Source organism: Hymenobacter translucens (assembly GCF_020685205.1).
GTDB lineage: Bacteria > Bacteroidota > Bacteroidia > Cytophagales > Hymenobacteraceae > Hymenobacter > Hymenobacter translucens.
On record NZ_JAJERB010000001.1, the window covers coordinates 751,661 to 778,083 of the forward strand.

Here is a 26,423-nt window from a genome sequence, read left to right on the forward strand (position 1 = left end):
GGCAGTAGTATCGGGATTAGCCGGGGCTGTCTGAGGCATATATGGAAGCGTAATTACATGAATCAGGGTCATCGTAGGACCATGCCTCAGTATCGTACGCCACAAACCTAGCCCCAGGTTGTTAAGGGCGGGTTAAAAGCAGGTTAAAAGGACATTAAAACCCTTTAAAGCGTTTTTAAAATTGCTTTAATCCCATCGCCCCTGCTACCTCCCATTTGGCAGCTTTTCGCGCAGGGCCGGAAGGGTAAGTAGCACCTGCGTGCCTTTGCCAAGCTCACTTAGTACTTCAACCGTACCGCTGTGCAGGCTCATGATTTTGGCCGTCAACGGCAAACCGATGCCGTGCCCCGGGACGGTCCGAACGTTGTCGGCCCGGAAAAACGGCACGAACACCTGCTGCCGATCAGCCTCGCTCATGCCCATACCCTCGTCGCGCACCTCAACCCGCAACTCCCCGCCCGCCGACGTGAGGGAAGCCAGTACCGGGGCCCCGCAGCCGGTCGAGAACTTGCAGGCATTCTCCAGAATGTTGAGCAGCGCTACCAGCAGCAGGGCTTCGTTGCCCATCACGGTATACGGCAGGGCCTCGTAGCCGGGCTGGGGGTCACTGAAGGCAAGGTCGATGCGGCAGGCGGGCTGGCGGCGCTGCATTTCCTCGTGGGCCTGCAACAGCAGCTGGTCGAGGCTAACGGGGGAGCGGGAAATCTGGGAGGGGTCGTCGGAGGCCCGGGCAATCTGCAGCAGGCCGTTGGTAAGGTCCTTGAGCAGGCGGGCCGAGTCGAGGGTGCTTTGCAGCACGCGGCGGTACTGCGCGGGGGTACGCTCTTGCAGCAGGGCCACTTCCAGCTCACCGATCAGGGCCGTGAGCGGGGTACGCAGTTCATGGGAGGCGTCGCGGACAAACGTGCGCTGCCCGGCAAAAGCCTTTTCCAGCCGGTCGAGCAGGCGGTTGAAGCGCTGGGCCAGGTGCGACACCTCGTCCTGCCCGTCGGCCTGGGACAGGCGGTGGTGCAGGTCAGACGCCGTGATGCTGTCGACTTCGGCCACCACACGCTGCATCGGCCGCAGGGCCTGCCGGGCGAAAAACCAGCCGCCCACGCTCACCAGGCTGAACGACACCAGCAGTCCGGCCAGCAGAATGTGCAGCAGGTTGCGCATCTTTTCCCGGCTGTCGGCATCCACGGACGAGGCGACTACTACAAAGTAGCCCCGGTGCAGGTCGTGGTATAGCAGTCCCACGGTCTGGCGGAAGTTGTCTTCGAGGCGTACCTGCCGACCACCGTCCCGCACTGCGGCCAGCAAGTCCATCGGCACCGACGCCCGGTCGGGCTGGCCTTCCTGAAATACCACCTGGTTGGCCGTATTATACACCCGCACCTGCTCTTCGGGCAGGGTGCGGTAGAACTGCCGCAGGTACCGGCGGTAGGATGCCTGGCTGGATTCGTCGCCCCGGTTGGCGCCGTCGAGGTAAACGTGGGCCACAATCCGGGCCCGGGCAAACAGACTTTCCGTAAAGAAGTCCTGGCGTGAGCGGAAGGTGAAAAAGTAAATCACCAGCGAGAACAGCAGCAGCGTAATAGCCAGAATGGCGGCAAACTGCAAAGCCAGGCGGGTGCGGATGGTCATCGGGCTGGTGCTTGGGGATTAGGAGATAAGAAGAGTACGAGGCATGCTCGTTTAACCGCTGGCTACGCAGCTTTATCGTTGATCCATTATCTATCGATCATCCTTTATCCCCAGCGCGCTACCGGCTACTCTTCCTTCATCGTGTAGCCCATGCCCACGAGGGTATGAATGAGACGGGGCGTAAAGTCTTTGTCGAGCTTTTTGCGCAGGAAGTTGATATAGACGTCGATAACGTTGGAGCCGGTATCAAACGAGGTTTCCCAGACGTGCTCCAGAATATCAACCCGCGACACCACCCGGCCCTGGTTGCGGAGCAGGTACTCGAGCAGGGCAAACTCGCGGGCAGTAAGCTGAACGGGCTGCCCGGCCCGGGTGACGAGCTTGCGCGAAGGATCCAGCGTGAGGTCAGCCAGACGAAGGACGGCTTCGGTCGCGGGGGCTTCGAGGCGGCGCCGGGCCAGGGCCCGGATGCGGGCCAGCAGCTCCTGAAAGGCAAACGGCTTGACCAGGTAGTCATCCGCACCGGCGTCGAGCCCCCGGATCTTGTCGTCGGTTTCGCCCAGGGCCGTCAGCATCAGGATGGGCACGGCCGCGTCGTGGGCGCGTACCTGCCGGCAGACTTCGAGCCCGCTCAGCCCGGGCAGCAGCTGATCCAGAATCACGAGGTCGTAGCCCCCGACCAGGGCCAGGCGCAGTCCCATCAGGCCGTCGGCAGCCAGGTCAACGATGTACTGCTGCTCGCTCAGCCCCTGGTGCAGAAACGACGCGACGGTGGGTTCATCTTCAACCAGCAGGATTTTCATGGAGGCAGCGGAAAGTAGTCGTCAGAGAATAAGCGCGAAGGTAAGCGTCACGCGAATGCAACCCGCGCTTTGGGCAAAACCCGGGTTTTTCGGACTACAACAGCTTGGCCGCCGCACGGTTTCAGAGCGCCTTGGTTACGCGGCCAGCCGCTCCCGGCCGGCAGCGCGCTTTGCTGACCCTACTGCCCCCCGCAACGGGCCCTGCCGGCGGCTAAGCTGATCAGCGGCGCGTCGTCACCGGCGGCCGGGAAACTTTCTGCTGCACTTCCGGTGTCTGCCCCCTACCAGCCGACCGGGGCCCCGCTAAAACGGCGGTTGCCCAGCTTTCACGCCTAACTACTTGCCGCCATGACTATTCTCGAAGTAGCCTTTTTTACCGCCAGTAGTTTCTGGACCAGCCCCGCTCCCGCCCCGGCGCCTACCACCGAAGTCCGGTTCGTGGTTACCGACCTGCCCTCCGTGAAGTCGACGGTGAAGCTGTATTTCTACAACGTGGAAGACAGCTTTCTGAAGGTTAACCGCTACGCCTTTATGCGTCGCCTGAAGCCCGACGGGCAGAACCGGGTGGTAGTGCCCGTGGACCTGCCGCCCGGGGAGTGGGCCGTGGCGCTTACCCAGGACACGAACAACAATGACCGGCTGGACAAGAACATGATGGGCATTCCCACTGAGCCCTACGCATTTTCCAACAACATCCGCCCTAAATTCAGCGCCCCGGGCTTTGATGAGTGCAAGTTCGTGGTAAAGGGCCCGGCCCAGGTGGTCACCATCTCGATGAAGAATTAGCAGTTTTAGTGGCAGTTTTCAGTATCGTTCTGAGAGCTAACAACGGACAACTAACAACTAATAACCAAGACCTAGACTCTACTTCACTGCCCGCCGGGTCACGGTGCCGGTTTGCTTGTTCACGTCGAAGGCGGCACGGTTGGGCATGCGGTTGCGCCAGTCGGTGCGGGGTACGAGCACCTGCCACTGCGCGCCGGCGTCTACCACAGAGGCTGAGTCGACGAGGTAGAGGCCGGCCTCGGGCTCATCCTGCAGAAACATTCCCACGGCAGCCCGGGCCTGGCCCTGGCTGACGGGCCCGGCAGCCGCGGCAGCGGAAGTTTCGGTAGGCACGGAGTTATGCTGGCAGCTTTCGAGCGGAAGCAGGCCGAACAGCAGAAAAGGCAGAGGATAGCGCATCGGTCAAAGAACGGCAACGTTTAGCGGGCCAGCACCACAATGGGCTTGCCTTTGTACTCGGTCAGGGCCATTTCGCGGTACCCTACGCGGTGCGCCAGGGCCAGGGAGGGCGCGTTGCCGGGGTCAATGATGCAGACGGTGCGGCGGGGGTGAAAACGGTCGTCACCCCAGGCCAGGGCCGCCTGCACGGCTTCGGTGCCGTAGCCCCGGCCCTGCACGTGGGGTGCCATGATCCAGCCGGCTTCCGGAATTCCCTTGAGCGAAGGCTCGATAGCGCGCTGCCAGTCGCCGAAGCCCACGGCGCCGACAAACTCGCCGGTGGCCTTTTCTTCCACGGCCCAGTAGCCGTAGCCCAGCAGCACCCACAGGGCCGTGTGGCGCAGCATCTTGGTCCAGGCATCTTCCTCGCCCAGGGGCTGACCACCCAGGAAGCGGTAGAAGTCGGGCTTGGTCCAGAGGGCGGTGAAGGGCGCCAAATCGGAGAGGTGATGGCCACGCAGCCGCAGCCGCTCGGTTTCCAGCACCGGAATCAGGTCAGTCATCGGTTGAATTAATAATTAGCAATTAGTAATGAAGAATTGATACTATCTGCTTCCGAGGTATCCTTGGCACCATCTGCCAGCCGGACAAGCAGTGAGCTTAGGCTTATTTGCTAACCAGCCGGCAAATGGTACCGGAACATCCCGGAAACCCAAGCATCAATCCTTCATTACTGATTCATAATTACTAATTCCCCTCCGGAAAGTCGGCGGAGTTGCCGGTTTCGGCGACGCTTTCCAGCTCCTGCACCAGCGCCGTAAACTTTTCGCGGGCTCCTTTGACGGCGGCTTTGCCGATGGGCAGGTGCAGGGGCGGATTTTCCTGGCGCACGAGGTCGAACATGATCTGCGCTGCCCGCTGGGGGTCGCCGGGCTGTCGGCCGCTGTAGCCCTGAATGCCCTTCAGGTTCTCGCCCACGGTGGCCTGGTAGTCGTCGATGCTGGTGGTGACGATGCTGGCCGAGCGCCCGGCCCAGTCGGTGCGGAAGCCGCTGGGCTCGATGTTGGTGACCTTGATGCCGAGCGGACCCACCTGCTGGGCCAGACTTTCACCAATGGCTTCGAGGGCAAACTTGCTGGCATTGTAGACGCCCACGCCCGGAAAGGTCTTGAGCCCGCCGATGCTGGTGATGTTCAAAACGTGCCCGCTGCGGCGCGCCCGCAGGTGGGGCAGCACCGCCCGCAGCACGTGCAGGGGACCGAACACGTTCACGTCGAACTGCCGCTGCACCTCGGCCGCGTCGATTTCCTCGATGCTGCCCAGGGAGCCGTACCCCGCGTTGTTAACGATTACGTCGAGGTGCCCGAGGGCTTGAATAGCATCGGCCACGGCCTGCTTCACCTGGCTTTCGTTGGTGACGTCGCACACTAGGCCGCGGCCCTGGGCACCGGCCCGGCGGGTGAACTCCTCGGCCTGCTCGGCCTGACGGAACGTGGCGGCCATAAAGTCGCCTTTTTCGAGGAGCAGATCGGCCAGGGCGGCGCCGAAACCGGTGCTGACGCCGGTGATAAACCAGTTTTTGGAGGTAGTGGACGGAGAAGGCATAAAGCAGAAAAGTCGGGGTGAACGGCCGGGCCCGGCTGGGGCGCGGCCGGCTTCCTTAACTGTCAAGACCAAGGTTAGGTTTGGGCAAACTGTAAGCTTAGCGGCGGCAGCGGCAAACCGGTCAGGCAAAAAGCTGAGCCTGTATCATTTAGCCTGCGGGCGCGGAATCGCTACGGGACCCTGCTACCAAACCGAACTCTTCACGGGATAAAACCACCCGCACGCTTTCGTCCTGCCCCGCGCTGCTTGTCACCCCACCTGCCCCGGGCCGGGCGGCGTTTTTAGCGCTGAAAGTCAGCTACTGAACCGTTGCTGCTGGTCTGCGGATATGCATTTGCCGCCTCTGCGCTCAGGAAGTACGGGGCCCGCAGCATTATCTTGCGTTCTTTTTAGCCGCCCGGCCGCCCCGGACAACCGCTGCTCCGGGTCTTCACCCGTACATACCAGCCCGGGGAAAGCCAGAAAACCCCGCTCCTGAGTTTGCAGGTAAGCCCGGGCGCCAACGCCCGACGCACGACGCACTTTCTCAGCTCCCCTGAGCCCAACTCCATTTGCACCATGAAAAAGATCAGCCAGCAGGAAGCCCTCGACTACCACACCCAGCAGCCCGCGGGCAAGCTGGAAGTAGTGCCTACCAAAGCCATGCGCACCCAGCGTGACCTGGCTCTGGCCTACTCCCCCGGCGTGGCCGAGCCCTGCCTGAAAATTGCCGCCCGGCGGGAAGACGTGTACAAGTACACCGCCAAAGGCAACCTGGTGGCCGTGATTTCCAATGGCACCGCGGTGCTGGGGCTGGGCAACCTCGGGCCTGAGGCCAGCAAGCCGGTGATGGAAGGCAAAGCCGTGCTGTTCAAGAAATTCGCCGGCATCGACTGCTTTGACATTGAGCTGGACACCACCGACCCCGAGGAGTTTATCCGGGTAGTGCAGATCCTGCAGCCTACCTTCGGCGGCATCAACCTGGAGGACATCAAGGCCCCGGAATGCTTCCGCATCGAAGCCGAGCTGCGGAAAAGCCTGCGCATTCCCATTATGCACGACGACCAGCACGGCACCGCCATTATTTCGTCGGCGGCCCTGCTCAATGCCCTGGAGCTGGTGGGCAAGCAGATTGAAACCGTGCGCGTGGTCGTGAACGGAGCCGGAGCGGCGGCCGTATCGTGTTTGCGTTTGTACGTGGCGCTGGGCCTGAAGCGGGAGAACATCGTGGTGCTGGACACGGCCGGCGTAATCACCACCCGCCGGTCCGGCCTGAGCGCCGAAAAGCAGGAGCTGGCTACCAGCCTGCCGCTGACTACGCTGGCCGAGGCGCTGGCCGGGGCCGACGTGTTCATCGGGCTTTCGGCGGCCAACATGCTGCCCCCGGCCCTGCTCCAGACCATGGCCCCGGACCCCATCGTGTTTGCCCTGGCGAATCCGGACCCGGAAATTGCCTATGAGCTGGCCCTGACTACCCGGCCCGACATCGTGATGGCGACGGGCCGCTCCGACCATCCCAATCAGGTCAACAACGTGCTGGGCTTCCCTTACATCTTCCGCGGGGCGCTGGACGTGCGCGCAACGGAAATCAATGAGGCTATGAAGCTGGCCGCGGTGCATGCCCTGGCCGCGCTGGCCAAAGAGCCGGTGCCGGCAGCAGTGCACGAAGCCTATGGCGATACGACGCTGGCGTATGGCCGCAAGTACCTTATTCCCACGCCGCTCGACCCCCGCTTGCTGTTCACCGTAGCTCCGGCCGTAGCCCGGGCCGCCATCGAAAGCGGCGTAGCCCAGCAGCCCATCACCGACTGGGATGCCTACGCCCGGGAGCTGCGGGTTCGGCTGGGCCAGTCCGAAGGCTGAGCCGGCCGCACCACAGCAGAAGGCTGACTAATCAGCTGTTTCTGATTACGCTTATCGAATCTTGCCTTTAACCGGAGCGCCGCCTGCCGTGGTTGGCAGCCTCAGCTCTGCTTTTTCAGTTCAAGCACACCCGGAATATCCACCTGATCCGGCAGCGTGCCGGTCCGCGCAAAGTCGGCCCAGAGCTGCCGGACCCGGCGGCCGGCCTGGTCGACTTCTTCCCAGCTGGCCCGGGCCAGTAGCGGCGTAGCAGCCCAGCCGGCCCGGGTGCCCAGCAGCAGCGGCAGGTCGGTGGTGTGGGCTGCCCCGTACGCCGGACCGGCCGGCGCGAACTGCAGCAGGAAATGATACGCCCGGCCACCGGCCCGGGCGTGGCGCCGGGCAAAGGCCTTGGCGGGGTTCCGGTAAATCAGGTTGGAGGTGACGCTGACGAGCAGCCGCGAGGCAAGCGGGCCGATCAGCGGAATACCAGCTACCCACCGGAACTTGGGGTCGATGAGGGCAAAAAACCGGGTTTCCTCGGCGGTAGCGCCGATCAGCACGTCGATGTCCGGCGCTGCTGCCGCCCAGGCCTGCTCTACCGCAGCCTCCGCCGGCAAGGGGTAGGCGCCGTACTGGGTGCCGAACGGCATCCCGCTTTTCAACCCGAAGCGGCGCACCGCGCGGCCCACGGCGCTTTCCCGGGCCAGCACTTCCGCATAGGTCGCCGTGGACGGCAGCTTTCCCACGGCCTCGTTCATCGCCTTAACCATGGCCTGCCGGTTGCGGGCCAGCCCCAGCGGCGCGCTGTGCAGAATAGCCCGCCGGAACAGGCCGGCTGCGCCTTCCGCCACCATCAGGTGGGCAATGGCATCGGCCCCGGAAGAATGACCCAGCAGGGTTACCCGGGCCGGGTCGGCACCGAAAGCGCTGATGTTTCGCTGCACCCAGCGCAGCGCTTCCCGCAGGTCGAGGAGCCCGAGGTTTGGCGGGGTGCCTCCCTCCTGCCCCAGAAAGCCGAACAGCCCGAGCCGGTAGGTCACGGCCACGACGACCACCCGCTGCTCGGTTACCAGCGCGGCCGGGTCGTAGAGCGGCACGTCGCCCGCGCCGGTTACGTAGGAGCCGCCGTGTACCCAGACGATGACGGGCAGCGCCTCGCCGGGCCGCTGGCCGGCCGGAAGGGTAACGGACAGGCGCAGGCAGTCTTCGTCGAAAGTGGCATCGGTATAAAAGTCCCCGAATGCCAGGGTTAGCCGGGGGTCGGCCACCTGCGGACAGGCCGGAGCCGGGGAGGTGGCCACGATGGGCGCGGACGCTGCCGGCTCGGCCACCGGAAACTGAAACCGGGCCGCGCGGGCGTAGCGGATGCCGGAAGCCCGCACGACGTCCCCTTCGCGAAACCCGATGATGGTGCCGGCCGGGGCGTGAAACTCGGCCGCAGAGGCTACGGACATAACAAGCGGCTGGAATGAAACGCGGCAGTCAGAAAGCTAAAGACGCCGCGTAGCTGACCCCGTGGTACGGGTCCGGTGCAGGAGCCGTTGCTGTCGGCTCCCAGGAATGACGGCAGCCCCGGTCTGCCCGATGCACTGATTTTTTTCAGCTCCGCGGGTGTAACCATTGCGGAAAGGCGAAGTTTCCCGGTCCGACGCAACTCCCCGGTCCCGGCAGTGTCTTCTTTCTGACTTTTCCACCCGGCTGGGTTCCAGACCGCTGCCGTGCTTTTTCCGCGTGAAACGTCAAAAACCAGCACCCGCCGGCACCCTTCTTCCTGATTTCAACCTCTCCGCTCTCGTCCCATGAAGCACTTCTTCTCTTTCCTGATTGTATTGTCGCTTTTCCTCGCGGCCCGCCCGGGCCGGAGCCAGGATGCCGGGGTGCTGACGGGCATTGCCAAGGATGAAAAAGGCGCGGCGGTAGGCTTCGCCAACGTAGCCGTGCTGCAAGGCGCTACCGCCACCGTGGTAACCGGAACAGTGGCCGATGAGCGCGGAGCGTTTACGATCAAAGCCCCGGCCGCCGGCTCCTACCGCCTACGCATCACGGCCCTGGGCTTCGTAACGCAGGAAACCCCGGTTTTTGAGCTGGACCCCGCGACCGGCAGAAACTTCGGTACACTGACATTGCTGGTGGATGCCAAGCAGCTGGCCCAGGTCAACATTGTGGCGCTGCGGCCCACGATTGTGCAGGAGGCCGACCGCATGGTAGTGACGGTGGAGGGCACGGCCATGGCGGCCGGCAATACGGCCTATAGCGTGCTGGCAAAGTCTCCGGGGGTCTTTATCGACCAGGAAGGCAACATCCAGCTGAACGGCAAAAGCGGAGTGACCGTGATGATAGACGGCAAGCTCACCTACCTCTCGTCCCAGGACCTGCGCAACATGCTGGAAGCCATGCCGGCCGCCAACCTCAAGAACATTGAAATCATCACGAACCCCTCGGCCAAGTATGACGCGGAGGGCACGTCCGGCATTCTGAACCTGAACCTGCGCAAAAACACCCAGGGCGGACTCAACGGCAGCGTGTACGCAACCAGCAACTACAATTTCAAACAGCTCGGGCACTCCTACGGCGCCAACCTGAACTTCAAGCGCAAGCGCTGGAACGTGCTGCTGAACCTCGACGGCTCCCGCCGGGTGGGCGGGCGCGACGCTACCTTCACCCGCATCTTCTACGGGGAGCAGGCCACGACCTACTTCGACCAGTCGGCCACGGGTAACTTCACCTCCACAACCCCGCCCGTGCTCCGGCTCGGCGCCGACTACAGCCTGAATACGCGCCACAGCATCGGGTTTCTGGCCGCCTACACCACGCGCCGGGGCACCTCCGATTTCCTGACCGACACCTACCTGGGCCCCGCCCCGCAGGCCCCGGTCCGCTACATCGATGCCGACAACATCAGCACCCGCCGATCGGGCAACTCTACCCTCAACCTGCACTACAATGGCAAGCTCGACAGCACCGGCACCCTGCTTTCGGCCGACCTGGACTACGTGAAGATTAATGACCGCGGCGAAGCCGACTTCTACAACTACTACACCGAGCTGCCCTCCGGACTGAAAACGCAGAACTTTGAGTACACGAACACCCTGAGCAACCTGGACATTTACTCGGCGAAAGCCGACTTTACCCGTCCGCTGGGGAAAGGACACAAGCTGGAAGCCGGCCTGAAAGCCAGCCAGGTGACGGCCGACAACGACTCCCGGTTTTACTTCAACAATGCCGGCCGGGTGCTGGACCCGCTGCGCACCAACCATTTCAACTACCAGGAAGGCATCCGGGCGGCCTACGTGAACTGGAGCGGCCCGGCTTCGCCCAGCTTTTCCGTGCAGGCGGGCCTGCGCCTGGAAAACACCAGTTCGGTGGGCGAGTCGTACACGACCGGGGAAGTAACCCGGCGCCGCTACCTGAATTTATTTCCGAGCGTTTTTGTGCAGCAGAAGGTCACCGACAGCTACGGCATCAACTACAGCTACAGCCGCCGCCTGACCCGCCCGAACTACGGCAACCTGAACCCATTCCGCTTTTACCGGGACCCCTACACCTACGAGCGGGGAAACCCCTTCCTGCGGCCCCAGTACACGCACGCCTTTAAAGTGACGCACTCCTTTAAAAAGATGTACAGCCTGGCGCTAAGCTACGACTACCAGACCGCCGTCATTTCCGAGGTGCCCATCCTCGATACGGAGGCGGCCACCACCATCTATACCACCGACAACCTGGATACCGGCCACCTGCTGGGGGTAGCGCTGGTGGCTCCGTACAAGATTGCGAAGTGGTGGGACACCCAGAATACCGCGCTGGTTTCGTATCGCAAGTTCAGCACCAACGCCACCAACGGCGCCCTCACCAACGAGCGGCTTTACTACATGGTGCAGTCCAACCACACCTTCCTGCTGCCCGCCAAAGCCCGGCTGGAGGTGGAAGCCCGGTACCTGGGCCCCACGGCTTCGGGTCTGTACCAGATTGCGCCCATGCACTGGGTGGGCGTCGCCCTCAAGAAAAGCTTCCTGAAAGAGAAACTTGACGTGGGCGTGAACGTGAACGACATCTTCAAGGGCTACCGCTACCGGTTCAGCACCAACATCAACGGCAACGTCAACGACTTCGACCAGTACTTCCGCTTCCGCAGCGTCGGGCTGTCGCTACGCTACAGCTTCAGCCGGGGCGAGAAGGTGGACGCCAAGCAGGCCAAGAGCCTGGAGGAAGTGAACCGGGCGAATTAGGCCCGGTTGGCGGGCCGGTTTTTCGCGGACTCTTGCCTGCCATGCCTGCGAAGCTGTACATTCGCTGCTCAGGGGTTAACAAAGCTTCCCTATACCGGGTTGCTACCTTAATTCCCCTGTTCAACGCTTTGTAATGCAGCTTTTAATTTCGTACCCCTACCTAGACTTGTACTTGCACCAAGGCACTTCACGTGCCATTGAAGCCCAGTGGAAAGGCTTCGTTGGCAGCACCGTGCTGCGCCAGGCTACCCTGGAATGCGTAGACCACGCCCGTGCGCACGGCATCACCGGCTGGATTGCCGATGACCGCCTGCTGGGACCGGTTCGCCCGATTGACCTGCAGTGGATTGCCACAGAAGTATTGCCGCAGTTGGTGGTTGTGGGGCTCAAGCGGTTCGCCCGCATCGAGGCCATTGATCCGCTCAACAAGATGCTCATTGGTCAGGCCCAGGAAACGGCGCAGCAGCACCTCCCCTTCGAGCTGCAGGCCTTCACCGACCTGGACGCGGCCCGGTCCTGGGCTTGCGGCTATGTTGATGCGACTGATACGTCGCGTTAATCCGCCTGAAGCGCAAATTCTGACCTGCAGTAGCTGAAAAAGCGGAAGAGCCGAACCCTGCCCTCGGCACCGATTACGAAACAAAAAAGCCGCTTCTACACGATGTAGAAGCGGCTTTTTTGTGGGCCCAACTGGAATCGAACCAGTGACCTACTGATTATGAGTCAGTTGCTCTAACCGATTGAGCTATAGGCCCGGCACAAACCAACCATAGACTGGTTTGGGCACTGCAAATCTACCAACTTCGCGGCTGGATTCCCAAGTTTTAGTTTGGCAGCGGCCGTGCCGGTTGCCCCAACCCGTTTAGCTATGCCCCCCCGCTTGCCCAACCTGCTGTTCGACTTCGGCGGCGTTATCATCAACATCGACTACCAGCTCACCCTGCAAGCCATGCGTGCCCTGAGTTCAGCGGGTACGACTATCGAATTCACCCAGCAGCAGCAGTCAGAGCTGTTCGATAACCTCGAAACGGGGCGGCTCACGCCCGACGAGTTTCGGGACGGGCTGCGTCGGAGCTACGACCTGCAGACCACCGACGCCCAGCTCGACGAGGCCTGGAACGCTATGCTGCTCGATGTGCCCGCCGAGCGGCTGACGCTGCTGCGGGAGCTCCGCGCCCAGGGCTATCAGACGGCCCTGCTCAGCAATACCAACGCGGTGCACATCGGCGAAATCAATGAGCGGCTGGCCCGGCAGTACGGGCACCGGCAGGGCATTGCCGACGAGCTGGACCGGGTGTTCTACTCCCAGCAGGTAGGGCTGCGCAAGCCGGGGGAGGAAATTTTCCGGCACGTGCTGCGCGAAATGAACTGGCGGGCCGAAGAAACTCTTTTCATCGAAGACAGTTTGCAGCATATCGAAACGGCGCGGCGCCTGGGCTTCCGGACGCTGTTTCTCGCGCCCCCACTTACCCTGACCGAAGCCCTTCCCGCCGCCCTTCGTGCCTTCGCCCATCCAGCCTGACCACTTCTCCCCTGCCGCCGACGCGGACGCGGCCTTCGTGCGCTACGAGCGCCCGGCCCCGACCCGGTGGCGGACGTACCTGCTCCACCTGCTGCTGTTTCTGCTTACCCTGGTCACGACTACCCTGGCCGGCGCGGAGTGGATGACGGGCAAGCAGTTTTTCGAAATGCACGATCAGGTGCGGCTGACCGGCTGGCTGACCCAACCGGAAATCCTGCGCGGACTGTGGTTTTCAGTGCCGTTTCTGGGCATGCTGACGGTGCATGAGTTCGGGCACTACTTCATGGCCCGGCACTACCGGGTGCGGGCTACCCTGCCCTACTACATTCCATTCTTCACCGGTTATTTTAATACGATCGGCACGTTCGGGGCCGTCATCCGCATTAAGGACCGGATTTTCTCCCGCAAGGAATTCTTCGACATCGGCCTGGCCGGTCCGCTGGCGGGCTTTCTGGTGGCGGTGGCGGTTCTGGTCTACGGCTTCACCCACCTGCCCGACCCGGTCGCCTACGTGCAGCAGGTGCACCCGGAATACCGCCCCCTCGGAGCCAACTACGCCCTGGCCTACCACGGAATCCAGGAGATGACGCTGAGCAAGCCCCTGCTGTATCGGCTGCTGGAGCTTTGGCTCGCCGACCCCGCCCGCCTGCCCCACGCCAATGAGCTGCTCCATTACCCGGTGCTGATGGCCGGGGCCCTCGCGCTGTTCTTCACCGCCCTGAACCTGCTGCCCATCGGCCAGCTCGACGGGGGCCACATCCTGTACGGGCTGCTGGGCTACCGCCGCTTCAACCAGCTAACGGTGGTACTCTTTATCGGATTCATTTTCTACGCCGGGCTGGGCCTATTCACCCTACAAACTTCGGCCGACGACTGGCTGTACTGGGGCCTGCCCTACCTGCTTTATCTGACGCTGGTATTCCGGCGGGTGCTGCCCACGCCCCGGCGCGGCCTGCTGCTGTCGTTAGGCGTGTGGGCGGCCCAGGTCGCGCTGGCCACCGCGGTACCGGGACTGCTGGGCAACCCGGCTTGGCTGGTGTTTGGTCTGCTGCTGGGCCGGGTCACGGGCATCTTCCACCCACCGGCGGTGGATGAGCGGCCGTTAAGTTTTGGCCGCAAGGTGCTGGGCTGGCTGATGCTTGCTATTTTTGTTCTGTGTTTTTCTCCGTCACCGTTTCGGTGGTTTTAGAAGCCGGCAGGAGCCGGATTACTTACCTGTGTTTTTAGAACAACGTCAGCTTACGCGCACCACGCAGCTGGCTCTGCGGCCCCATGGCCTGTACGTATGCGAGCGGACCCGGCAGGGCAAAACCGTGCTGGAGTTCGAACTGCCCTACGAGGAAGTGCTGCCCGTACGGGTAGAGCGGACCAATACCACACCCCAGCTTCAGTGGCTGCCCCTGGGTTTATTCTGGCTTGTCGCCAGCCTGCTACGCCAGGCGGGCCCGGCCAGTGAGCTTTCGACTCTGGACTGGCTTTTAACCTTTGGTGTTGGCATTGCCCTGATCGGCCTGTACCTGTATGCCCGCAATAACTGGTGGCAGCACTTTATTCTGCGTACGGCCCGGGCCAACGTCCACCTGGCCGACCGCGGCAGTCAACGGCAGGCGCTGGACAACTTTGCCCAGGCCCTGGACCAGCGGGCCAAAACCTATCTGCGCGAACATTACAGCCGGGTAAATCCGCTGGGAATCATTGAACCCCAGCTCAGCCGCCTGCGCTGGCTGCAGGAGCTCGACGTGGTAACCGAAGCCGAAGCCCGGGCCCTCACCATCCGCCTGACCGGCCGTCCCGAAGAAACGCTGAAAGGCATGGGCCACGAGCTGGAAGCACCCTACTGCAACTAACTACTTAGCCATTAGCTTTAAGCTATTAGCTGTTAGCCTTTATCCTGATAAACAACAGCTTACTCGCTACTTATTACTTGTTTGGTTTTCTCCGATGACTTAAGCGGGGTGGCATTTTTGGCATCAGGGTTATGCTCTATCCAAAGAAAAAAGCCCATTCCGCACCGCGCAGAATGGGCTTTCTTAATTCAGAACAAAAGCTAAAAGCCATCAGCTGGTAGCTAACAGCCGATAAAAATCCTATCGTCCTTCCAGCGCGGCTACGCCGGGCAGCTCCTTGCCTTCCATGTACTCGAGCAGGGCGCCGCCGCCGGTGCTGATGTAGGAAACCTGTTCGGTGTAGCCCATCTGGTTAACGGCCGCGGCCGAGTCGCCGCCCCCGATCAGGGAAAAGGCGCCGTTAGCAGTAGCATCGGCAATGGCCTGGGCCACGAACTGGGTGCCGGCCGCGAAGTTCGACATCTCAAACACGCCCATCGGGCCGTTCCACAGGATGGTTTTGGACTGGCGGATAATGCCGGCAAACAGCTCCCGCGACTCCGGGCCGATGTCGAGGCCCATCCAGGTGGCCGGAATGTGGTGGTTGCTGGCCACGTCCACGTCGGCATCGTTGGCGAAGCGGTTGGCAATCAGGCTGTCGACCGGCAGCACCAGGTTTACGCCCTTGTCCTTGGCTTTCTGAATCAGGCTGAGCGCCAGACCCAGCTTGTCGGCCTCCAACAAAGAGGAGCCGATTTCGCCGCCCTGGGCTTTGGCGAAGGTATAGGCCATGCCCCCGCCGATGAGCAGGTTGTCGACCTTGTCGAGCAGCTGCTCGATGATCATGATCTTATCGGAAATCTTGGCCCCGCCCATGATGGCGGTGAACGGATGCTCGGGGCTGGTGAGCACACGCTGGGCGTTGGCCAGCTCCCCGTGCAGCAGGTAGCCCGCTACCCGGTTTTCGGGGGTGAAGCTCTGGGCAATAACAGCCGTGGAGGCGTGGCGGCGGTGGGCCGTACCGAAAGCGTCGTTCACGTACACGTCGCCGAGCTGGCTCAGGCGCTGGGCAAAGGCTTCGTCGCCGGCTTCCTCCTGGGGGTAGAAGCGCACGTTGTCGAGCAGCAGCACCTCGCCGGGCTGTAGGCCAGCGGCCATCTGCGCGGCTTCGTCGCCCAGCACGTCGCCCGAGAACTTCACCGGCGCGCCGTACTCTTCGGACAGACGGCTTTGAATATGGCGCAGGGAGTACTTATCCTCGGGGCCACCCTTGGGCCGGCCCAGGTGGGACAGCAGCACTACCGAGCCCCCATCGGCCAGAATCTTGCGGATGGTGGGCGTAGCGGCCCGGATGCGCGTGTCGTCGGTGATGCGGAAGTCTTTGTCGAGGGGTACGTTGAAGTCAACGCGTACCACGGCCCGCTTGCCGGCGAAGTTGTACTGGTCGAGGGTTTGCATGAAGAATGGGGTGAGGATGAGGGTTGGTATACGGTTCGGAGCCGCGTAGTTCGGGAGTTTTGGCCGGGGAAGCAAAATGCGCGGGCGTTTTGCCCCCGGCACGGCTTTGCCGTTCAAGTCCTGACCTGACCTACTCTATCCCCGATTGCGGCGCGGACGGCCCGTTTTGCCGCCTCCAAAAAACTGTACCTTTGCCCTACGTATGAAAATAGGCATCTTCTTCGGCGGCCCGTCGCGCGAGCGGGAAATCTCCTTTGCCGGCGGCCGCACGGTATATGATAATCTGGACAAGGCCCTGTTCGAGGCCGTGCCCATCTTCGTGGACAGCCGGGGCAACTTTATTCTGCTCGACTGGCACTACATCTACAAAGGCACCATCCGCGACTTCTACCCCCCGGTTTCGGCCCTGACGGCTTCGAAGCTGCCGGTGCAGGTGTATCTGGAAAGCCTAGGCGAGCTAAGCCAGGCCGAGCAGGACCGCATCATCGGGGAAGTAGGCCGCCGCGTGGCCCCCACCGAGCTGCGGGAGCTGATGGACTTCGCATTTCTGGCGCTGCACGGCCCGGGCGGCGAGGATGGTGCCATCCAGGGCTTGCTCGAATGGTACGGCATTCCGTACTCGGGCTCCGGCGTGCTGCCTTCGGCCTTCGGTATCGACAAGATTGCCCAGAAAAAGCTGCTGAAAGCTTTGAACCGCCCCACGCCCGACTACCGGGTGCTCACGGGCGAGGAATGGGATACGGCCGCCAGCCAGGAGGCCATTATGCAGTACCTGGTCCGGGAGCTGGGCTTGCCGCTGGTGTTCAAGGCGCCCCGCCAGGGCTCCAGCATCGGCATCTCCATCCTGCGCGAAGCCGATCCGGCCAAGTTCGCACAGGCCGTGGAGCGCAGCCTGTTCCGCAAGACCGTAACCCGGGAGGAGTGGCTCCGCCTGGGCGAGCAGGACAAGCTGGCCTGGGTGCAGCACCTGACCGACATCCGCGACGGCATCGGCCTGCCGGTGGTTATCAGTGAGTTGCCCGTTGTCAGTAATCCGTTGTCAGCATCGGCTAACGACCTGACAACGGACACCGAACAACGGACAACTAAAAATAACATCATCTACCATCCCGAAGCCCTGCTCAGCACGCTCAATGAGCGGCTGCAGACGGCCGGATCGGTCTTGCTGACCAACGTGGACGGCGAGGCCCAGGTGCTGGTGGAGTCGTTCGTGGCGGGGCGGGAGTTCTCGTGCATCGTGGTGGAAGACCCCAGCGGCCTGCCCCTGGCCTTGCCGCCCACCGAGATTGTGAAGGGCGAGGAAATGTTCGACTACCGCTCGAAGTACCTGCCCGGCCTGAGCCGCAAAATCACGCCCATCGACCTGCCCGAGGAGGAAATCCAGCGCATCCGCGAAGCCTGCCAGGAGATGTTCACCACCTTCGGCTTCCAGGTGTACGCCCGCATCGACGGCTTCCTGGTGCAGGAGTTGCCCGTTGTCAGTTCTCAGTTGTCAGAGGCAGATCCTCGGAACAGCCTGACAACTGACAACCAACAACCGACAACCAAACTTTTCCTGAACGACCCGAACACCACCTCCGGGATGCTGCCGGCCTCGTTCTTCTTCCACCAGGCCGCGGAAATCGGGCTCAACCCCTCCCAGTTCCTGACTTACCTGATCCGCACTTCCCTGGCGGCCCGCCGCCGGGCCGGCATGCAGCCGGTGCGCCTGGCTCAGCTGCTTTCCCGCCTCGACGATGCGGTATCGTCGCGCCGCCACGAGGAAAAGCAGCGCACCAAGGTAGCCGTGATTATGGGCGGCTACTCGTCGGAGCGCCACATCTCGGTGGAAAGCGGACGGAACATCTACGAAAAGCTCAGCTCGTCGGTCAAGTACGAGCCCGTGCCGGTATTCCTGACCGGCTCGGCCGCTGAGCATCGCCTCTACGTGCTGCCCATCAACGTGATGCTCAAGGACAACGCCGACGACATCCGCGAGAAAATCGAGTATGCCGAAGCCGGCCACGACCTGCACCCGGTGCTGGCCCGCATCCGGCAGGAAGCCCAGGTCATCACCAGCACCTACGCCGGCCAGGCTACGGCCCAGCCCCGCCGCATCTCGTTCGAGGAGCTGGCGGCCCTGGTCGATGAGGTGTTTATTGCTCTGCACGGCCGCCCCGGCGAGGATGGTGCCCTGCAGAAGCAGCTCGAGCAGTACGGCCTGCCTTACAACGGCTCAGGCGTGGAGTCGAGCAGCATCACCATCAATAAGTTCGAAACCAACAAGCGCCTGCGACAGGCCGGCCTGCGCGTGGCCGAGCACCGCATGGCAACCCGCCTGGAGTGGGAAGCCGATGCCGAGCGGTTCTACCGGGAGCTGGAGACGCAGTTCCCCTACCCCTTCATTGCCAAGCCCGCCGACGACGGCTGTTCGTCGGCCGTGAAGAAAATCAAGACTCGGGCCGAGCTGGAAGCCTTTTGCCAGCTGATCTTCCGCGACCAGGAGGACCTGCTGACGGGCGCTGCCGAGACGCTGCACCTGGGCTTCAAGGAGGAATTTCCCCGGAAAGACGCCTTCCTGGTCGAGACACTGATTTCCCGCGAGGGCGCCCGCCACTTCCTCGAAGTAACCGGCGGCCTGCTCACCCACTGGAAAGCCGACGGCACGTTGGACATCGAGGTGTTTGAAGCCTCCGAGGCCCTGGCGACGGGCGAGGTGCTCAGCCTGGAAGAGAAGTTCCTGGCCGGCGAAGGCCAGAACATCACCCCGGCCCGCTACGCCCCCGAAGCCCAGGAGCGGCAGCGCATCTCCGACGAGGTGAAGCGGGAGCTGAAGCGGGTAGCCGAGGTGCTCAACATCCAGGGCTACGCCCGCATCGACGCCTTTGTGCGGGTGCGCGAAACCGGCGACGTGGAGGTTATCATCATCGAGGTGAACTCCCTGCCCGGCATGACGCCCGCCACCTGCATCTTCCACCAGACCGCCCTCAGCGGCTATACGCCCTACGAGTTCATCGACCAGATCCTGGAGTTCGGCAAGCAGCGCCAGGAGAAAGTGAGGAGCTAGAAGGCAGGAGCCAGGAGCTGATGGAGCTAGGAGTCAGAAGATGTTCAGACGGATATAAAACGTCTGTCATCCTGAGCATTCCGCGCATCAAGCGGCGACGAAGGACCTGAGCACCGCAGAACGACTAGCGACTGAACGAGTAACAGAATAACGACACGTTCAAACCTGATAAGGTCCTTCGCAAGCGGACGCAAGATGAAGGATGACAATTTATTTACCTCCGGCGCTTCTCCTACCTCTTAACTCCTAACTCCCCCCGAACCCCTACCTTTCGCCCTCCTAACTCCCAGCTCCTAGCTCCTATTTCCTCTCCTAATGGCTTTTCTCAAATCAGATACCCCGCTCGACGTTCTCAAGCACCTCGTGGTGATTGGACTGGCGGTGGCCCTGCTGATCTTTGGCTTTTTCTTCGTGTACCTGCCCATCACCACCAACCACGGCGAAACCATCGTGGTGCCCAAAGTGACCGGCATGCAGCTCGACGACCTGGAAGACTACCTCGACGACAAGGACCTGCGCTTTTTCGTCGACGACTCCAGCTACAACCCCACCATCCGCCCGTTCACGGTCCTGACCCAGGATCCGGCCCCGGGCGAGCGGGTCAAGGAAGACCGCAAGATCTATATCTCGGTGAGCATGAAGCGCCCCCCGGTGATTAAAATGCCCAAGCTGGTGGAAGGCTCGATGAAGAATGCCCAGATGATTCTGCGCAGCTACGACCTGATTGTGGGAGAAATCAAGCTGGTGCCCGACGTACGCCAGAACGCGGTGCTCAAACAGCTGGTGGGCGGCAAAGAAATTGCCCCCGGTGCCCCCATTGCCAAAGGAACCCGCGTGGACCTGGAAGTGGGCGACGGCCTGGGCAACCAGGAATTCCCGGTGCCCAACGTAGTGAACATGCCCGCCGACGAGGCTACCACCCTGCTCGTGGGCCAGGGCCTGCAGGTAGGCGAAATCTTCTACCAGGAGCCCGAGGAAGACGAACTGGAAGGCACCGTCGTGAAGCAGCGCCCCATTGCCGCCCCGGGAGCCTCCATCCGGATGGGCCAGCTGGTGGATCTGTGGGTAGCCGGCAAGGAGCCCATCAAAGCCCTTCCTAAGTAAGGGTATCGGGCGCGGCTGATTTGCCGGCTAGGTGCTTTCGGTCTGGAGCTCACCGGGCTAACGGCGGGCCGCAGGTGCAATCTTCTTTGTCTTCCTCGCGTTAGACCCGCATAACCAGCTGCGTATGAACTGCCCGAAACTGCTACTTCTCACCGCCTTCGCCCTGTTGAGTCTGCCCCAGCCAGGTGCGGCCCAAACGGTTGCACCCTTATCGGCTGACCCGGGCCGGGTGACTGTCCGGCCGGCTGCAGTTCCGGCGGCGCGGCGCGACGTGCAGGCGCTACTGACCCTGCCTTTTTTCGACGACTTTTCCCAGCAGGCTGAAGGCGCCCCCAACGCGCAGAACTGGCTGCGCGGGGGTGGCACCCTGATCAACAACCGGTTTCCCAAGGCCCCGCCTTCCCGCAACGTCGCTACCTTCGACGGGCTCGACCAGAACGGCCGGCCCTACGGTTCCTCCTCCGCGTACAGCGACACCGACACGCTTACCTCGCAGCCCATCGACCTGGGCGGGCTTACGGCAGGCAGCGGCGTATACCTGAGCTTTTTCTGGCAGATGGGCAGCATCGTGGGCCCGCCCGCCAGTGCCAGCTCAAGCCGCAACGTGGCCCTGCAGCTGGAATTCAAGGAAGCCAGCGGCGCGTGGCGCACGGTCTGGTCGCAGCGCAGCACCGCCGACACGACGAAATTCAAGCAGATGCTGCTGCCCATCAACCAGGCTCAGTACCTGCACAACGGCTTCCAGTTCCGGTTTCACAGCCTGGGCAACCTGGCTACTACCCGCGACGCCTGGAGCGTGGACTACATCCGCCTCGACCGCAACCGCACCGCCGCTGACTCCTCCTACCGCGACATTGCCACCAGCCGTCCCCTCGGCAGCCTGCTGAAGCGCTACGCCGCCATGCCCGTGTGGCAGTACAACGTGGTAGGCGCCAACGAGCTTAACGATCAGGTCCGGACTACCATCAACAACTTCGACAAAGGCCTCGTCAGCCCGCCGGCTCCCACGCCCATCAAGTGGCAGGGTCAGGTGCAAGTGCTGTCCGGCGGGAGCCCGGTCCGGTTTCTGCGCGACAGCGCCGCCCTGGTAGTCAATGCCTACCAGTTTCCCCTCGTCGGCAACATCCGGAACGCGCCGCTGCCGGTTACTCCTACAGCCAAGCGCGTACGGCACAGCATCCAGCTGCTGACCAACGAGCCCACGGCAATGACCCTGGCGAACGACAGTATCGGTCGCGTGACGGAGCTGTCGAACTACTATGCCTACGACGACGGTACGCACGAGGCGACGCTGAACCTGCCGGCCCTGTCGGCCCCGTCGCCGGCCAGCTACTACGCCTACCGCATCGACCTGAACCGGGCAGACCAGGTGCGCAGCCTGCGCCTCTACCCCGTGCTGCCGAATGCGGCCGGCCGCCTGATTACCATCCACGTCTGGCAGGACGCCAACGGCCAGCCGGGCACGGCCCGGGCCACCAAGAGCTTTACGATTCCAACTGCCCTGCCGGCGGGTCAGGCGTTTGTTGATATTCCTTTTGATCAGGTTGTACCGGTGTCGGGTACCTTCTTTGTAGGCTATGGGCAGCCCTCGACCGGGCAGTTCGTGCAGTTTGGCTACGACATGAACAGCCGGGTGCCCGACAACTACTTCTTTTACGGCTCCTTCGGCGGCTGGCAGCCTACGTTCACGACCCCGCCCGGGGCGCTGATGATGCGACCGGTGATGACGGGAGTTATTACCGCTACGGCCGATGCCAGGGTGGCGGCCTCTTTCAGCCTGTATCCCAACCCCAGCGGGGGATTGGTGCAGGTGCAGGGCACCTACGAGCGCGCCCGGGTGCTCGATGCCCTTGGCCGGTTGGTGTGGGAACAGCCTGCCGCTCGGGCCGGGCAGCCCGTGCTGGACCTTCAGGTGCTGCGCGCGGGCGTGTACCTCGTGCAGCTGCAGTTGCCCGACGGACAGGTAGTAACCAAGCGGTTGGTACTTTCGGAATAAGGGTTTGGTTTTGGAGCGGGGTTTTTGGATGTTTGCTGCCGGCGGCTAACTCCACCCCGGAAGCTACGTAAGCCGTCTTTCCTTTCCATAACCACCCCACTTCCGTATGAACGACATCACCTCCCAGGAGCTCAAGCAGCGCCAGCAGAATGGCGAAACACCCCTCATCATCGACGTGCGGGAGCCGTGGGAAAACGAGGAGTCCCGCATCGACGGCAGCCGCAACATTCCCCTGGGCTCCCTCCCCGACCGGCTCGAAGAGCTGGAAGATCTGAAAGAACAGGAAATCATTGTGCACTGTAAAGGCGGGGGCCGCTCGGCTTCGGCCAAGGCATTTCTGGTTCAGCACGGCTTCCGCAACGTGCGCAACCTGCTCGGCGGCATTACCGGTTACCAGCAGGAACAGGCGTAACATCCGGTTTCACTGACTTGCAAAGCGCGGACGCCCTCCTGGGGCGTCCGCGCTTTTTGTTATTAGCTGCAACGGAATAAAAATTCCAACCTGATTTTCAACAGATTGCCAAGGCTACTTAAATTTAGTTGCACACAATTAAGTTTGATAAAACTATTACCCCATATTTGCCATAGTTTTATGAAAAAGCAGCCCGCCCCCGACCTCAATTCCCTGCAGAAGCTTGAGAATCAGCTGTGCTTTCCGCTGTATGCCCTGTCGCGCAGGTTTACCAAGGCCTATCAGCCCCTGCTCCAGGAGCTTGACCTGACCTATCCGCAGTATCTGGTGCTGCTGCTACTCTGGGAACACGGGCAGCTCACGGTAAAGGCCCTCGGCGAAAAGCTGCTGCTCGACTCCGGCACGCTCACTCCCCTGCTCAAGCGCATGGAGCAGCGGCAGTGGGTCAGCCGGCAGCGCGATCCGCGCGACGAGCGTTCGGTCGTCATTGCCCTGCAGCCGCCGGGGAAAGCCTTGCAGGAACGCGCTACCCGCATTCCCGAGCTGCTGGCGGCCCAACTCAACATGACCGTTCCCGAGTTCGAGGCCCTGCGCGGCCAGCTTTACACGCTTCTCAACCAGCTGACCTAAGCGGGCCAGCTTTTCTTCACCTTTATTCACTCTTTCCGATGAAAATCGAAAAAGTCTTTACCGCTCAGGCCAAAGCCAAAGGTGGCCGCGACGGCCACGTGTCGACCAACAACAACGTGCTGGACATCGACCTGAGCACGCCGAAGGAAATGGGCGGCCCAGGCAAGGCCGGTGCTACCAACCCCGAGCAGCTCTTTGCCGCCGGCTACGCGGCCTGCTTTGAAGGCGCCCTGGGCGTGGCCGCCCGCCAGGCCAAAGTGAAGCTGGAAGATGTAACTGTGGAGGCCTTTATCGGGTTCGGCAAAGCCGAGGACGGCGGCTATGGCATCTCGGCCGACCTGCACGTGAACCTGCCCGGCTTCGATCAGGCCCAGGCTGAGCAGCTGGTAGAAGCCGCACACGGCATCTGCCCCTACTCCCGCGCTACCCGCGGCAACATTGAGGTTAACCTGACCACCACGACCAACCCGGCGTAGACATAGGTACTCGCAAATCCGCTTTAGCGGCTCCGGCAAACCTGTCAGCAGGCAAGGCCGGGGCCGCTTTTGGTTTTCTTAAGCAGGAAGATGTACTTGCTGGCAGCAACGATTAACTGGCGTACTAGCAATGGGCAAGCATAAGTTACTGAACGGCCTGCCGCACAACCTGGTCAAAAGCTACTTCAGCACGCTGAACCACTATTGGTCTGGTTATATGGCTGATTGGCTTACGAATGCAGCAAGAGAGCTAAAGATTTCAGAGGCAAGAATTGATATTTTGAATGAGAAGCTGGAGCCGGCTGAGCTGAATATTTATCCGCTGCTGGTTTATCTAAAATCCCTGAAGCCAATCATTGCGCGCAACCTGGAAGTCCATGGTTTTCCGCCCGATTTCATCACTGAAGCCACGATTAAGGTTGTTTTCCCTTCACCCATTACCCATAGCCAAACTATTTACTGCTACGGTTATCTGGTCGACCAAGAAGGACGACACTATGAATCGGGAAGAGTTATTGAGGATGCGCTAGAGGCGCCATTCAACCCCTTCGCCATGGGAAGCCTCTATTTCAAAGGCCTTTCCTTTACGCAGCGGATCAGGTCTTTCTTGGGACTTAGTAACCAAAGCCGGTCTCATTAGCCACATTACCCCAGCCGCCCATCCGCCGCGTAGCGCAGCTCCCCGGAATCCACCAGCTCCCGGAGCAGCTCGGTAACGGTTGTAGCCTCGCCGGGGGCAAAACGGGTCAGCACTTCCCGGGGAGTTTGCGGTGTTGCCTTTACGAGCTCCAGGAGCCGGGTACGCAGCTCCACCGGCGGGGCAGCCTGCCGGGCTTTCTTCTGGGCCAGGCAGTAGTCGCACACCTTGCAGGGCGGCGCGTCCAGCTCCCCGAAGTACTCCAGCAGCATCTGTTGCCGACACCGCCCGCCGTGGGCGTAGCGAATCACGGCTTCCGTTTTCTGCTCGGCCAGCTCCCGACCCAGGCGCAGGCGCTTCTGGTCGAGGGGCAGCTTGTCGGCATCGAAGCGGGGCGTGGTAAACAGGGCCTGGGGCGAGTCGTGGCGGGGTTGAAAGAGGATGATGCCGGAGCGGTGCAGAAACAGCAGCATCTTGCGCACGTCGGCCACGCTCAGGCGCAGGTGCTGGGCCAGGCTGTTCTCGGATATCTTCTGAAACCCGGTGAAGATTTCGCCCCCGTTCAGCCGCAGCAGGGACTTAATGAGCTTGTCGTGCTGCTCATTGGCGACCTGGAACCGGTACAGGTCGCGGTGGTCGATGGGAATATGGACCCGGGCCGGGGTGTTGACCGCCTCGTTGAGCTGCACGAAGCCTTCCCGCTCCAGCACCCGCAGGCTGTTGTGCACTTCCAGGGCCTTGAGACGGTAGGTTTCGGCGAACTGCTGCAGATCGAAGTCGAAGGCCACCAGTTCCCCTCCGCCCACCGCCGTGCGCGAGTAGTTGGCCAGGGCCTGGTACACGCGCCGAACCGTGTCGATGGGCGGGTGGGCCTGTACGGTACGCCGGCGCAGCTCGTCGGCATCATTGGGCCCGCTCAGCAGCACGGCAAAGGCGTACTTCTCATCCCGCCCGGCCCGGCCCGCTTCCTGGTAGTAGGCTTCCAGGTTGTCGGGCGCGTCGAGGTGCACGACCAGGCGCACGTCGGGCTTGTCGATGCCCATTCCGAAGGCATTGGTGGCGACAATGATGCGGGTGCGGTCCTGCATCCAGTTCTGCTGGGTGCGGTGGCGCAGCTCGGCGGGCAGACCCGCATGGTAGGCGGCGGCCGGCACCTGGTGTTGCTGTAGAAACGCGGCGGCTTCCTCGGTCTGCCGCCGGGTGCGGGCGTACACGATGCTGGTCTTGTCGGCGCCCACGCCCCGCACCACCTGCAGCAGGCGCTGGAGCTTGTCCTCCGTAGCCGATACCGAGTACGACAGGTTGGGCCGGGCAAAGCTCTGCTGAAAAACCCGATGGTTTTCGCCAAACTTCAGCTTGGTTACAATGTCCTGCTTTACCTGCCCCGTGGCTGTGGCCGTCAGGGCCACCACCGGCACGCTGGGCAGCAGCTCGCGCAGCTCGGCAATCTGCAGGTAGGGCGGGCGGAAGTCGTAGCCCCACTGCGACAGGCAGTGCGCCTCATCCACGGCCAGCAGGTTCACTTTCATCTTGGCCACGCGCACCCGGAAAAGATCCGTCAGCAGCCGCTCCGGCGAGACGTACAGGAACTTTACCGGGCCGTACACGCAGTTGTCGAGGGTCTGGTCGATTTCCTGGTGACTCATGCCCGCGTACACCGCCTCCGCCTTGACGCCCTTGCTGCGCAGGCGCTCTACCTGATCTTTCATCAGGGCAATCAGCGGCGACACGACCACGCAGATGCCGGGCCGGGCCAAAGCCGGTACCTGAAAGCAGATCGACTTGCCCCCGCCGGTGGGCAGCAAGGCCAGCGTGTCCTGCCCGGCCAGCACCGACCGGATAATGTCTTCCTGCAGGGGCCGGAACGCGCCGTGGCCCCAGGTCTGACTAAGAACGTGCAGAATGTCGTCGGTGGGCTGCTCGGGCAAAACAGGAGGGTGAGGTGAGACACGAAGGTACAAAGCGGGCTGAGCCTTTGTCCGCCCTGCCCCGGCTCAACGGGCAAAACCGGTGGGCTGATTCTTCGGCAGCCCGGCATTCGTCGCGGGCGCGGTTAAACGCTTTGGCG

21 protein-coding genes, 1 tRNA gene and 1 pseudogene are annotated in these 26,423 nt (G+C 62.3%); 14 read left to right on the plus strand and 9 right to left on the minus strand.

Features of this window, described 5'->3' with window-relative positions:
* Nucleotides 1–204: 204 nt before the first annotated feature.
* Together LJY25_RS03215 and LJY25_RS03220 are read right to left on the minus strand one after the other, a co-directional pair.
* Nucleotides 205–1,626 (minus strand): sensor histidine kinase, encoded by a 1,422-nt coding sequence (locus LJY25_RS03215; protein WP_227606782.1) that lies wholly within the window; start codon nucleotides 1,624–1,626, stop codon nucleotides 205–207.
* A 125-nt stretch (nucleotides 1,627–1,751) separates the two neighbouring features.
* The gene (locus LJY25_RS03220; protein WP_227606783.1) at nucleotides 1,752–2,429 is read right to left on the minus strand and encodes a response regulator; all 678 of its coding nucleotides are present in this window, start codon (nucleotides 2,427–2,429) and stop codon (nucleotides 1,752–1,754) included.
* A 348-nt stretch (nucleotides 2,430–2,777) separates the two neighbouring features.
* Here LJY25_RS03220 and LJY25_RS03225 point away from each other — a divergent pair, with 348 nt between their 5' ends.
* Entirely contained in the window at nucleotides 2,778–3,215 is a 438-nt protein-coding gene (locus tag LJY25_RS03225; protein WP_227606784.1) for a DUF2141 domain-containing protein, read from the plus strand.
* 78 nt (nucleotides 3,216–3,293) lie between these two features.
* Here the strand turns inward: LJY25_RS03225 and LJY25_RS03230 are convergent, their stop codons facing one another.
* From LJY25_RS03230 to LJY25_RS03240, 3 genes are all read right to left on the minus strand, one after another.
* Nucleotides 3,294–3,614 (minus strand): hypothetical protein, encoded by a 321-nt coding sequence (locus LJY25_RS03230; RefSeq protein WP_227606785.1) that lies wholly within the window; start codon nucleotides 3,612–3,614, stop codon nucleotides 3,294–3,296.
* Nucleotides 3,615–3,634: 20 nt separating this feature from the next.
* A complete protein-coding gene (locus tag LJY25_RS03235) occupies nucleotides 3,635–4,156 on the minus strand; it encodes a GNAT family N-acetyltransferase (RefSeq protein WP_227606786.1) in 522 nt (173 codons plus the stop codon).
* A gap of 184 nt (nucleotides 4,157–4,340) precedes the next feature.
* Nucleotides 4,341–5,198, minus strand: coding sequence for an oxidoreductase (locus LJY25_RS03240; protein ID WP_227606787.1), 858 nt, complete (start codon nucleotides 5,196–5,198; stop codon nucleotides 4,341–4,343).
* Nucleotides 5,199–5,756: 558 nt separating this feature from the next.
* On the opposite strand from LJY25_RS03240, the pseudogene LJY25_RS03245 reads away from it, so the two are divergent.
* Nucleotides 5,757–7,025, plus strand: a pseudogene (locus tag LJY25_RS03245) (malic enzyme-like NAD(P)-binding protein); the annotation flags it as partial.
* Nucleotides 7,026–7,141: 116 nt separating this feature from the next.
* Here the strand turns inward: LJY25_RS03245 and LJY25_RS03250 are convergent.
* The gene (locus LJY25_RS03250; protein WP_227606788.1) at nucleotides 7,142–8,476 is read right to left on the minus strand and encodes a carboxylesterase family protein; all 1,335 of its coding nucleotides are present in this window, start codon (nucleotides 8,474–8,476) and stop codon (nucleotides 7,142–7,144) included.
* A gap of 345 nt (nucleotides 8,477–8,821) precedes the next feature.
* On the opposite strand from LJY25_RS03250, the gene LJY25_RS03255 reads away from it, so the two are divergent.
* Both LJY25_RS03255 and LJY25_RS03260 read left to right on the plus strand, forming a co-directional pair.
* Nucleotides 8,822–11,248 (plus strand): TonB-dependent receptor, encoded by a 2,427-nt coding sequence (locus LJY25_RS03255; RefSeq protein WP_227606789.1) that lies wholly within the window; start codon nucleotides 8,822–8,824, stop codon nucleotides 11,246–11,248.
* A gap of 172 nt (nucleotides 11,249–11,420) precedes the next feature.
* The gene (locus LJY25_RS03260; protein ID WP_227606790.1) at nucleotides 11,421–11,807 is read left to right on the plus strand and encodes a hypothetical protein; all 387 of its coding nucleotides are present in this window, start codon (nucleotides 11,421–11,423) and stop codon (nucleotides 11,805–11,807) included.
* A gap of 122 nt (nucleotides 11,808–11,929) precedes the next feature.
* Here LJY25_RS03260 and LJY25_RS03265 read toward each other — a convergent pair.
* A tRNA-Ile gene (locus LJY25_RS03265) sits at nucleotides 11,930–12,003 on the minus strand.
* Between the two features lie 113 nt (nucleotides 12,004–12,116).
* Between LJY25_RS03265 and LJY25_RS03270 the strand changes: the two genes are divergently transcribed.
* From LJY25_RS03270 to LJY25_RS03280, 3 genes are read left to right on the plus strand one after another with little or no spacing between them, the layout of a single operon-like run.
* On the plus strand, nucleotides 12,117–12,770 hold the full coding sequence (locus tag LJY25_RS03270) for an HAD family hydrolase (RefSeq protein WP_227606791.1): 654 nt from the start codon (nucleotides 12,117–12,119) through the stop codon (nucleotides 12,768–12,770).
* Nucleotides 12,748–13,959 (plus strand): site-2 protease family protein, encoded by a 1,212-nt coding sequence (locus LJY25_RS03275; RefSeq protein WP_227606792.1) that lies wholly within the window; start codon nucleotides 12,748–12,750, stop codon nucleotides 13,957–13,959. Before LJY25_RS03270 ends, LJY25_RS03275 begins: the two co-directional genes overlap by 23 nt.
* Nucleotides 13,960–13,987: 28 nt before the next feature.
* Nucleotides 13,988–14,617 carry a hypothetical protein gene (locus tag LJY25_RS03280; protein WP_227606793.1) on the plus strand — a complete coding sequence of 210 codons (630 nt, stop codon included), beginning with the start codon at nucleotides 13,988–13,990 and terminating at the stop codon, nucleotides 14,615–14,617.
* 240 nt (nucleotides 14,618–14,857) lie between these two features.
* Here the strand turns inward: LJY25_RS03280 and LJY25_RS03285 are convergent, their stop codons facing one another.
* Entirely contained in the window at nucleotides 14,858–16,054 is a 1,197-nt protein-coding gene (locus LJY25_RS03285; RefSeq protein ID WP_227606794.1) for a phosphoglycerate kinase, read from the minus strand.
* A 202-nt stretch (nucleotides 16,055–16,256) separates the two neighbouring features.
* Between LJY25_RS03285 and LJY25_RS03290 the strand changes: the two genes are divergently transcribed.
* The 7 genes from LJY25_RS03290 (at nucleotide 16,257) to LJY25_RS03320 (ending at nucleotide 24,358) form a co-directional block, all read left to right on the plus strand.
* Nucleotides 16,257–19,100: a D-alanine--D-alanine ligase family protein gene (locus LJY25_RS03290; protein ID WP_227606795.1), complete on the plus strand. Its 2,844-nt coding sequence runs from the start codon at nucleotides 16,257–16,259 to the stop codon at nucleotides 19,098–19,100.
* A 315-nt stretch (nucleotides 19,101–19,415) separates the two neighbouring features.
* Nucleotides 19,416–20,204: a PASTA domain-containing protein gene (locus LJY25_RS03295; protein WP_227606796.1), complete on the plus strand. Its 789-nt coding sequence runs from the start codon at nucleotides 19,416–19,418 to the stop codon at nucleotides 20,202–20,204.
* Between the two features lie 124 nt (nucleotides 20,205–20,328).
* Nucleotides 20,329–22,200: a T9SS type A sorting domain-containing protein gene (locus tag LJY25_RS03300; RefSeq protein ID WP_227606797.1), complete on the plus strand. Its 1,872-nt coding sequence runs from the start codon at nucleotides 20,329–20,331 to the stop codon at nucleotides 22,198–22,200.
* Nucleotides 22,201–22,306: 106 nt separating this feature from the next.
* Nucleotides 22,307–22,612 carry a rhodanese-like domain-containing protein gene (locus tag LJY25_RS03305; protein ID WP_227606798.1) on the plus strand — a complete coding sequence of 102 codons (306 nt, stop codon included), beginning with the start codon at nucleotides 22,307–22,309 and terminating at the stop codon, nucleotides 22,610–22,612.
* A 180-nt stretch (nucleotides 22,613–22,792) separates the two neighbouring features.
* Nucleotides 22,793–23,242, plus strand: coding sequence for a MarR family winged helix-turn-helix transcriptional regulator (locus LJY25_RS03310; RefSeq protein ID WP_227606799.1), 450 nt, complete (start codon nucleotides 22,793–22,795; stop codon nucleotides 23,240–23,242).
* 38 nt (nucleotides 23,243–23,280) lie between these two features.
* Nucleotides 23,281–23,718: an organic hydroperoxide resistance protein gene (locus LJY25_RS03315; RefSeq protein WP_227606800.1), complete on the plus strand. Its 438-nt coding sequence runs from the start codon at nucleotides 23,281–23,283 to the stop codon at nucleotides 23,716–23,718.
* 130 nt (nucleotides 23,719–23,848) lie between these two features.
* The gene (locus LJY25_RS03320; protein WP_227606801.1) at nucleotides 23,849–24,358 is read left to right on the plus strand and encodes a hypothetical protein; all 510 of its coding nucleotides are present in this window, start codon (nucleotides 23,849–23,851) and stop codon (nucleotides 24,356–24,358) included.
* Between the two features lie 5 nt (nucleotides 24,359–24,363).
* Here the strand turns inward: LJY25_RS03320 and LJY25_RS03325 are convergent, their stop codons facing one another.
* Nucleotides 24,364–26,283, minus strand: a complete 1,920-nt coding sequence (locus LJY25_RS03325; RefSeq protein WP_227606802.1) for a RecQ family ATP-dependent DNA helicase — start codon at nucleotides 26,281–26,283, stop codon at nucleotides 24,364–24,366.
* Nucleotides 26,284–26,423 lie beyond the last annotated feature (140 nt).

Excerpts from the sequence above, each read along its gene's own strand:
- LJY25_RS03215 (WP_227606782.1), bottom strand. The coding sequence starts at position 1,626 with ATGACCATCCGCACCCGCCTGGCTTTGCAGTTTGCCGCCATTCTGGCT.
- LJY25_RS03220 (WP_227606783.1), bottom strand. The coding sequence starts at position 2,429 with ATGAAAATCCTGCTGGTTGAAGATGAACCCACCGTCGCGTCGTTTCTG.
- LJY25_RS03225 (WP_227606784.1), top strand. The coding sequence starts at position 2,778 with ATGACTATTCTCGAAGTAGCCTTTTTTACCGCCAGTAGTTTCTGGACC.
- LJY25_RS03230 (WP_227606785.1), bottom strand. The coding sequence starts at position 3,614 with ATGCGCTATCCTCTGCCTTTTCTGCTGTTCGGCCTGCTTCCGCTCGAA.
- LJY25_RS03235 (WP_227606786.1), bottom strand. The coding sequence starts at position 4,156 with ATGACTGACCTGATTCCGGTGCTGGAAACCGAGCGGCTGCGGCTGCGT.
- LJY25_RS03240 (WP_227606787.1), bottom strand. The coding sequence starts at position 5,198 with ATGCCTTCTCCGTCCACTACCTCCAAAAACTGGTTTATCACCGGCGTC.
- LJY25_RS03250 (WP_227606788.1), bottom strand. The coding sequence starts at position 8,476 with ATGTCCGTAGCCTCTGCGGCCGAGTTTCACGCCCCGGCCGGCACCATC.
- LJY25_RS03255 (WP_227606789.1), top strand. The coding sequence starts at position 8,822 with ATGAAGCACTTCTTCTCTTTCCTGATTGTATTGTCGCTTTTCCTCGCG.
- LJY25_RS03270 (WP_227606791.1), top strand. The coding sequence starts at position 12,117 with ATGCCCCCCCGCTTGCCCAACCTGCTGTTCGACTTCGGCGGCGTTATC.
- LJY25_RS03285 (WP_227606794.1), bottom strand. The coding sequence starts at position 16,054 with ATGCAAACCCTCGACCAGTACAACTTCGCCGGCAAGCGGGCCGTGGTA.
- LJY25_RS03290 (WP_227606795.1), top strand. The coding sequence starts at position 16,257 with ATGAAAATAGGCATCTTCTTCGGCGGCCCGTCGCGCGAGCGGGAAATC.
- LJY25_RS03295 (WP_227606796.1), top strand. The coding sequence starts at position 19,416 with ATGGCTTTTCTCAAATCAGATACCCCGCTCGACGTTCTCAAGCACCTC.
- LJY25_RS03300 (WP_227606797.1), top strand. The coding sequence starts at position 20,329 with ATGAACTGCCCGAAACTGCTACTTCTCACCGCCTTCGCCCTGTTGAGT.
- LJY25_RS03305 (WP_227606798.1), top strand. The coding sequence starts at position 22,307 with ATGAACGACATCACCTCCCAGGAGCTCAAGCAGCGCCAGCAGAATGGC.
- LJY25_RS03310 (WP_227606799.1), top strand. The coding sequence starts at position 22,793 with ATGAAAAAGCAGCCCGCCCCCGACCTCAATTCCCTGCAGAAGCTTGAG.
- LJY25_RS03315 (WP_227606800.1), top strand. The coding sequence starts at position 23,281 with ATGAAAATCGAAAAAGTCTTTACCGCTCAGGCCAAAGCCAAAGGTGGC.
- LJY25_RS03320 (WP_227606801.1), top strand. The coding sequence starts at position 23,849 with ATGGGCAAGCATAAGTTACTGAACGGCCTGCCGCACAACCTGGTCAAA.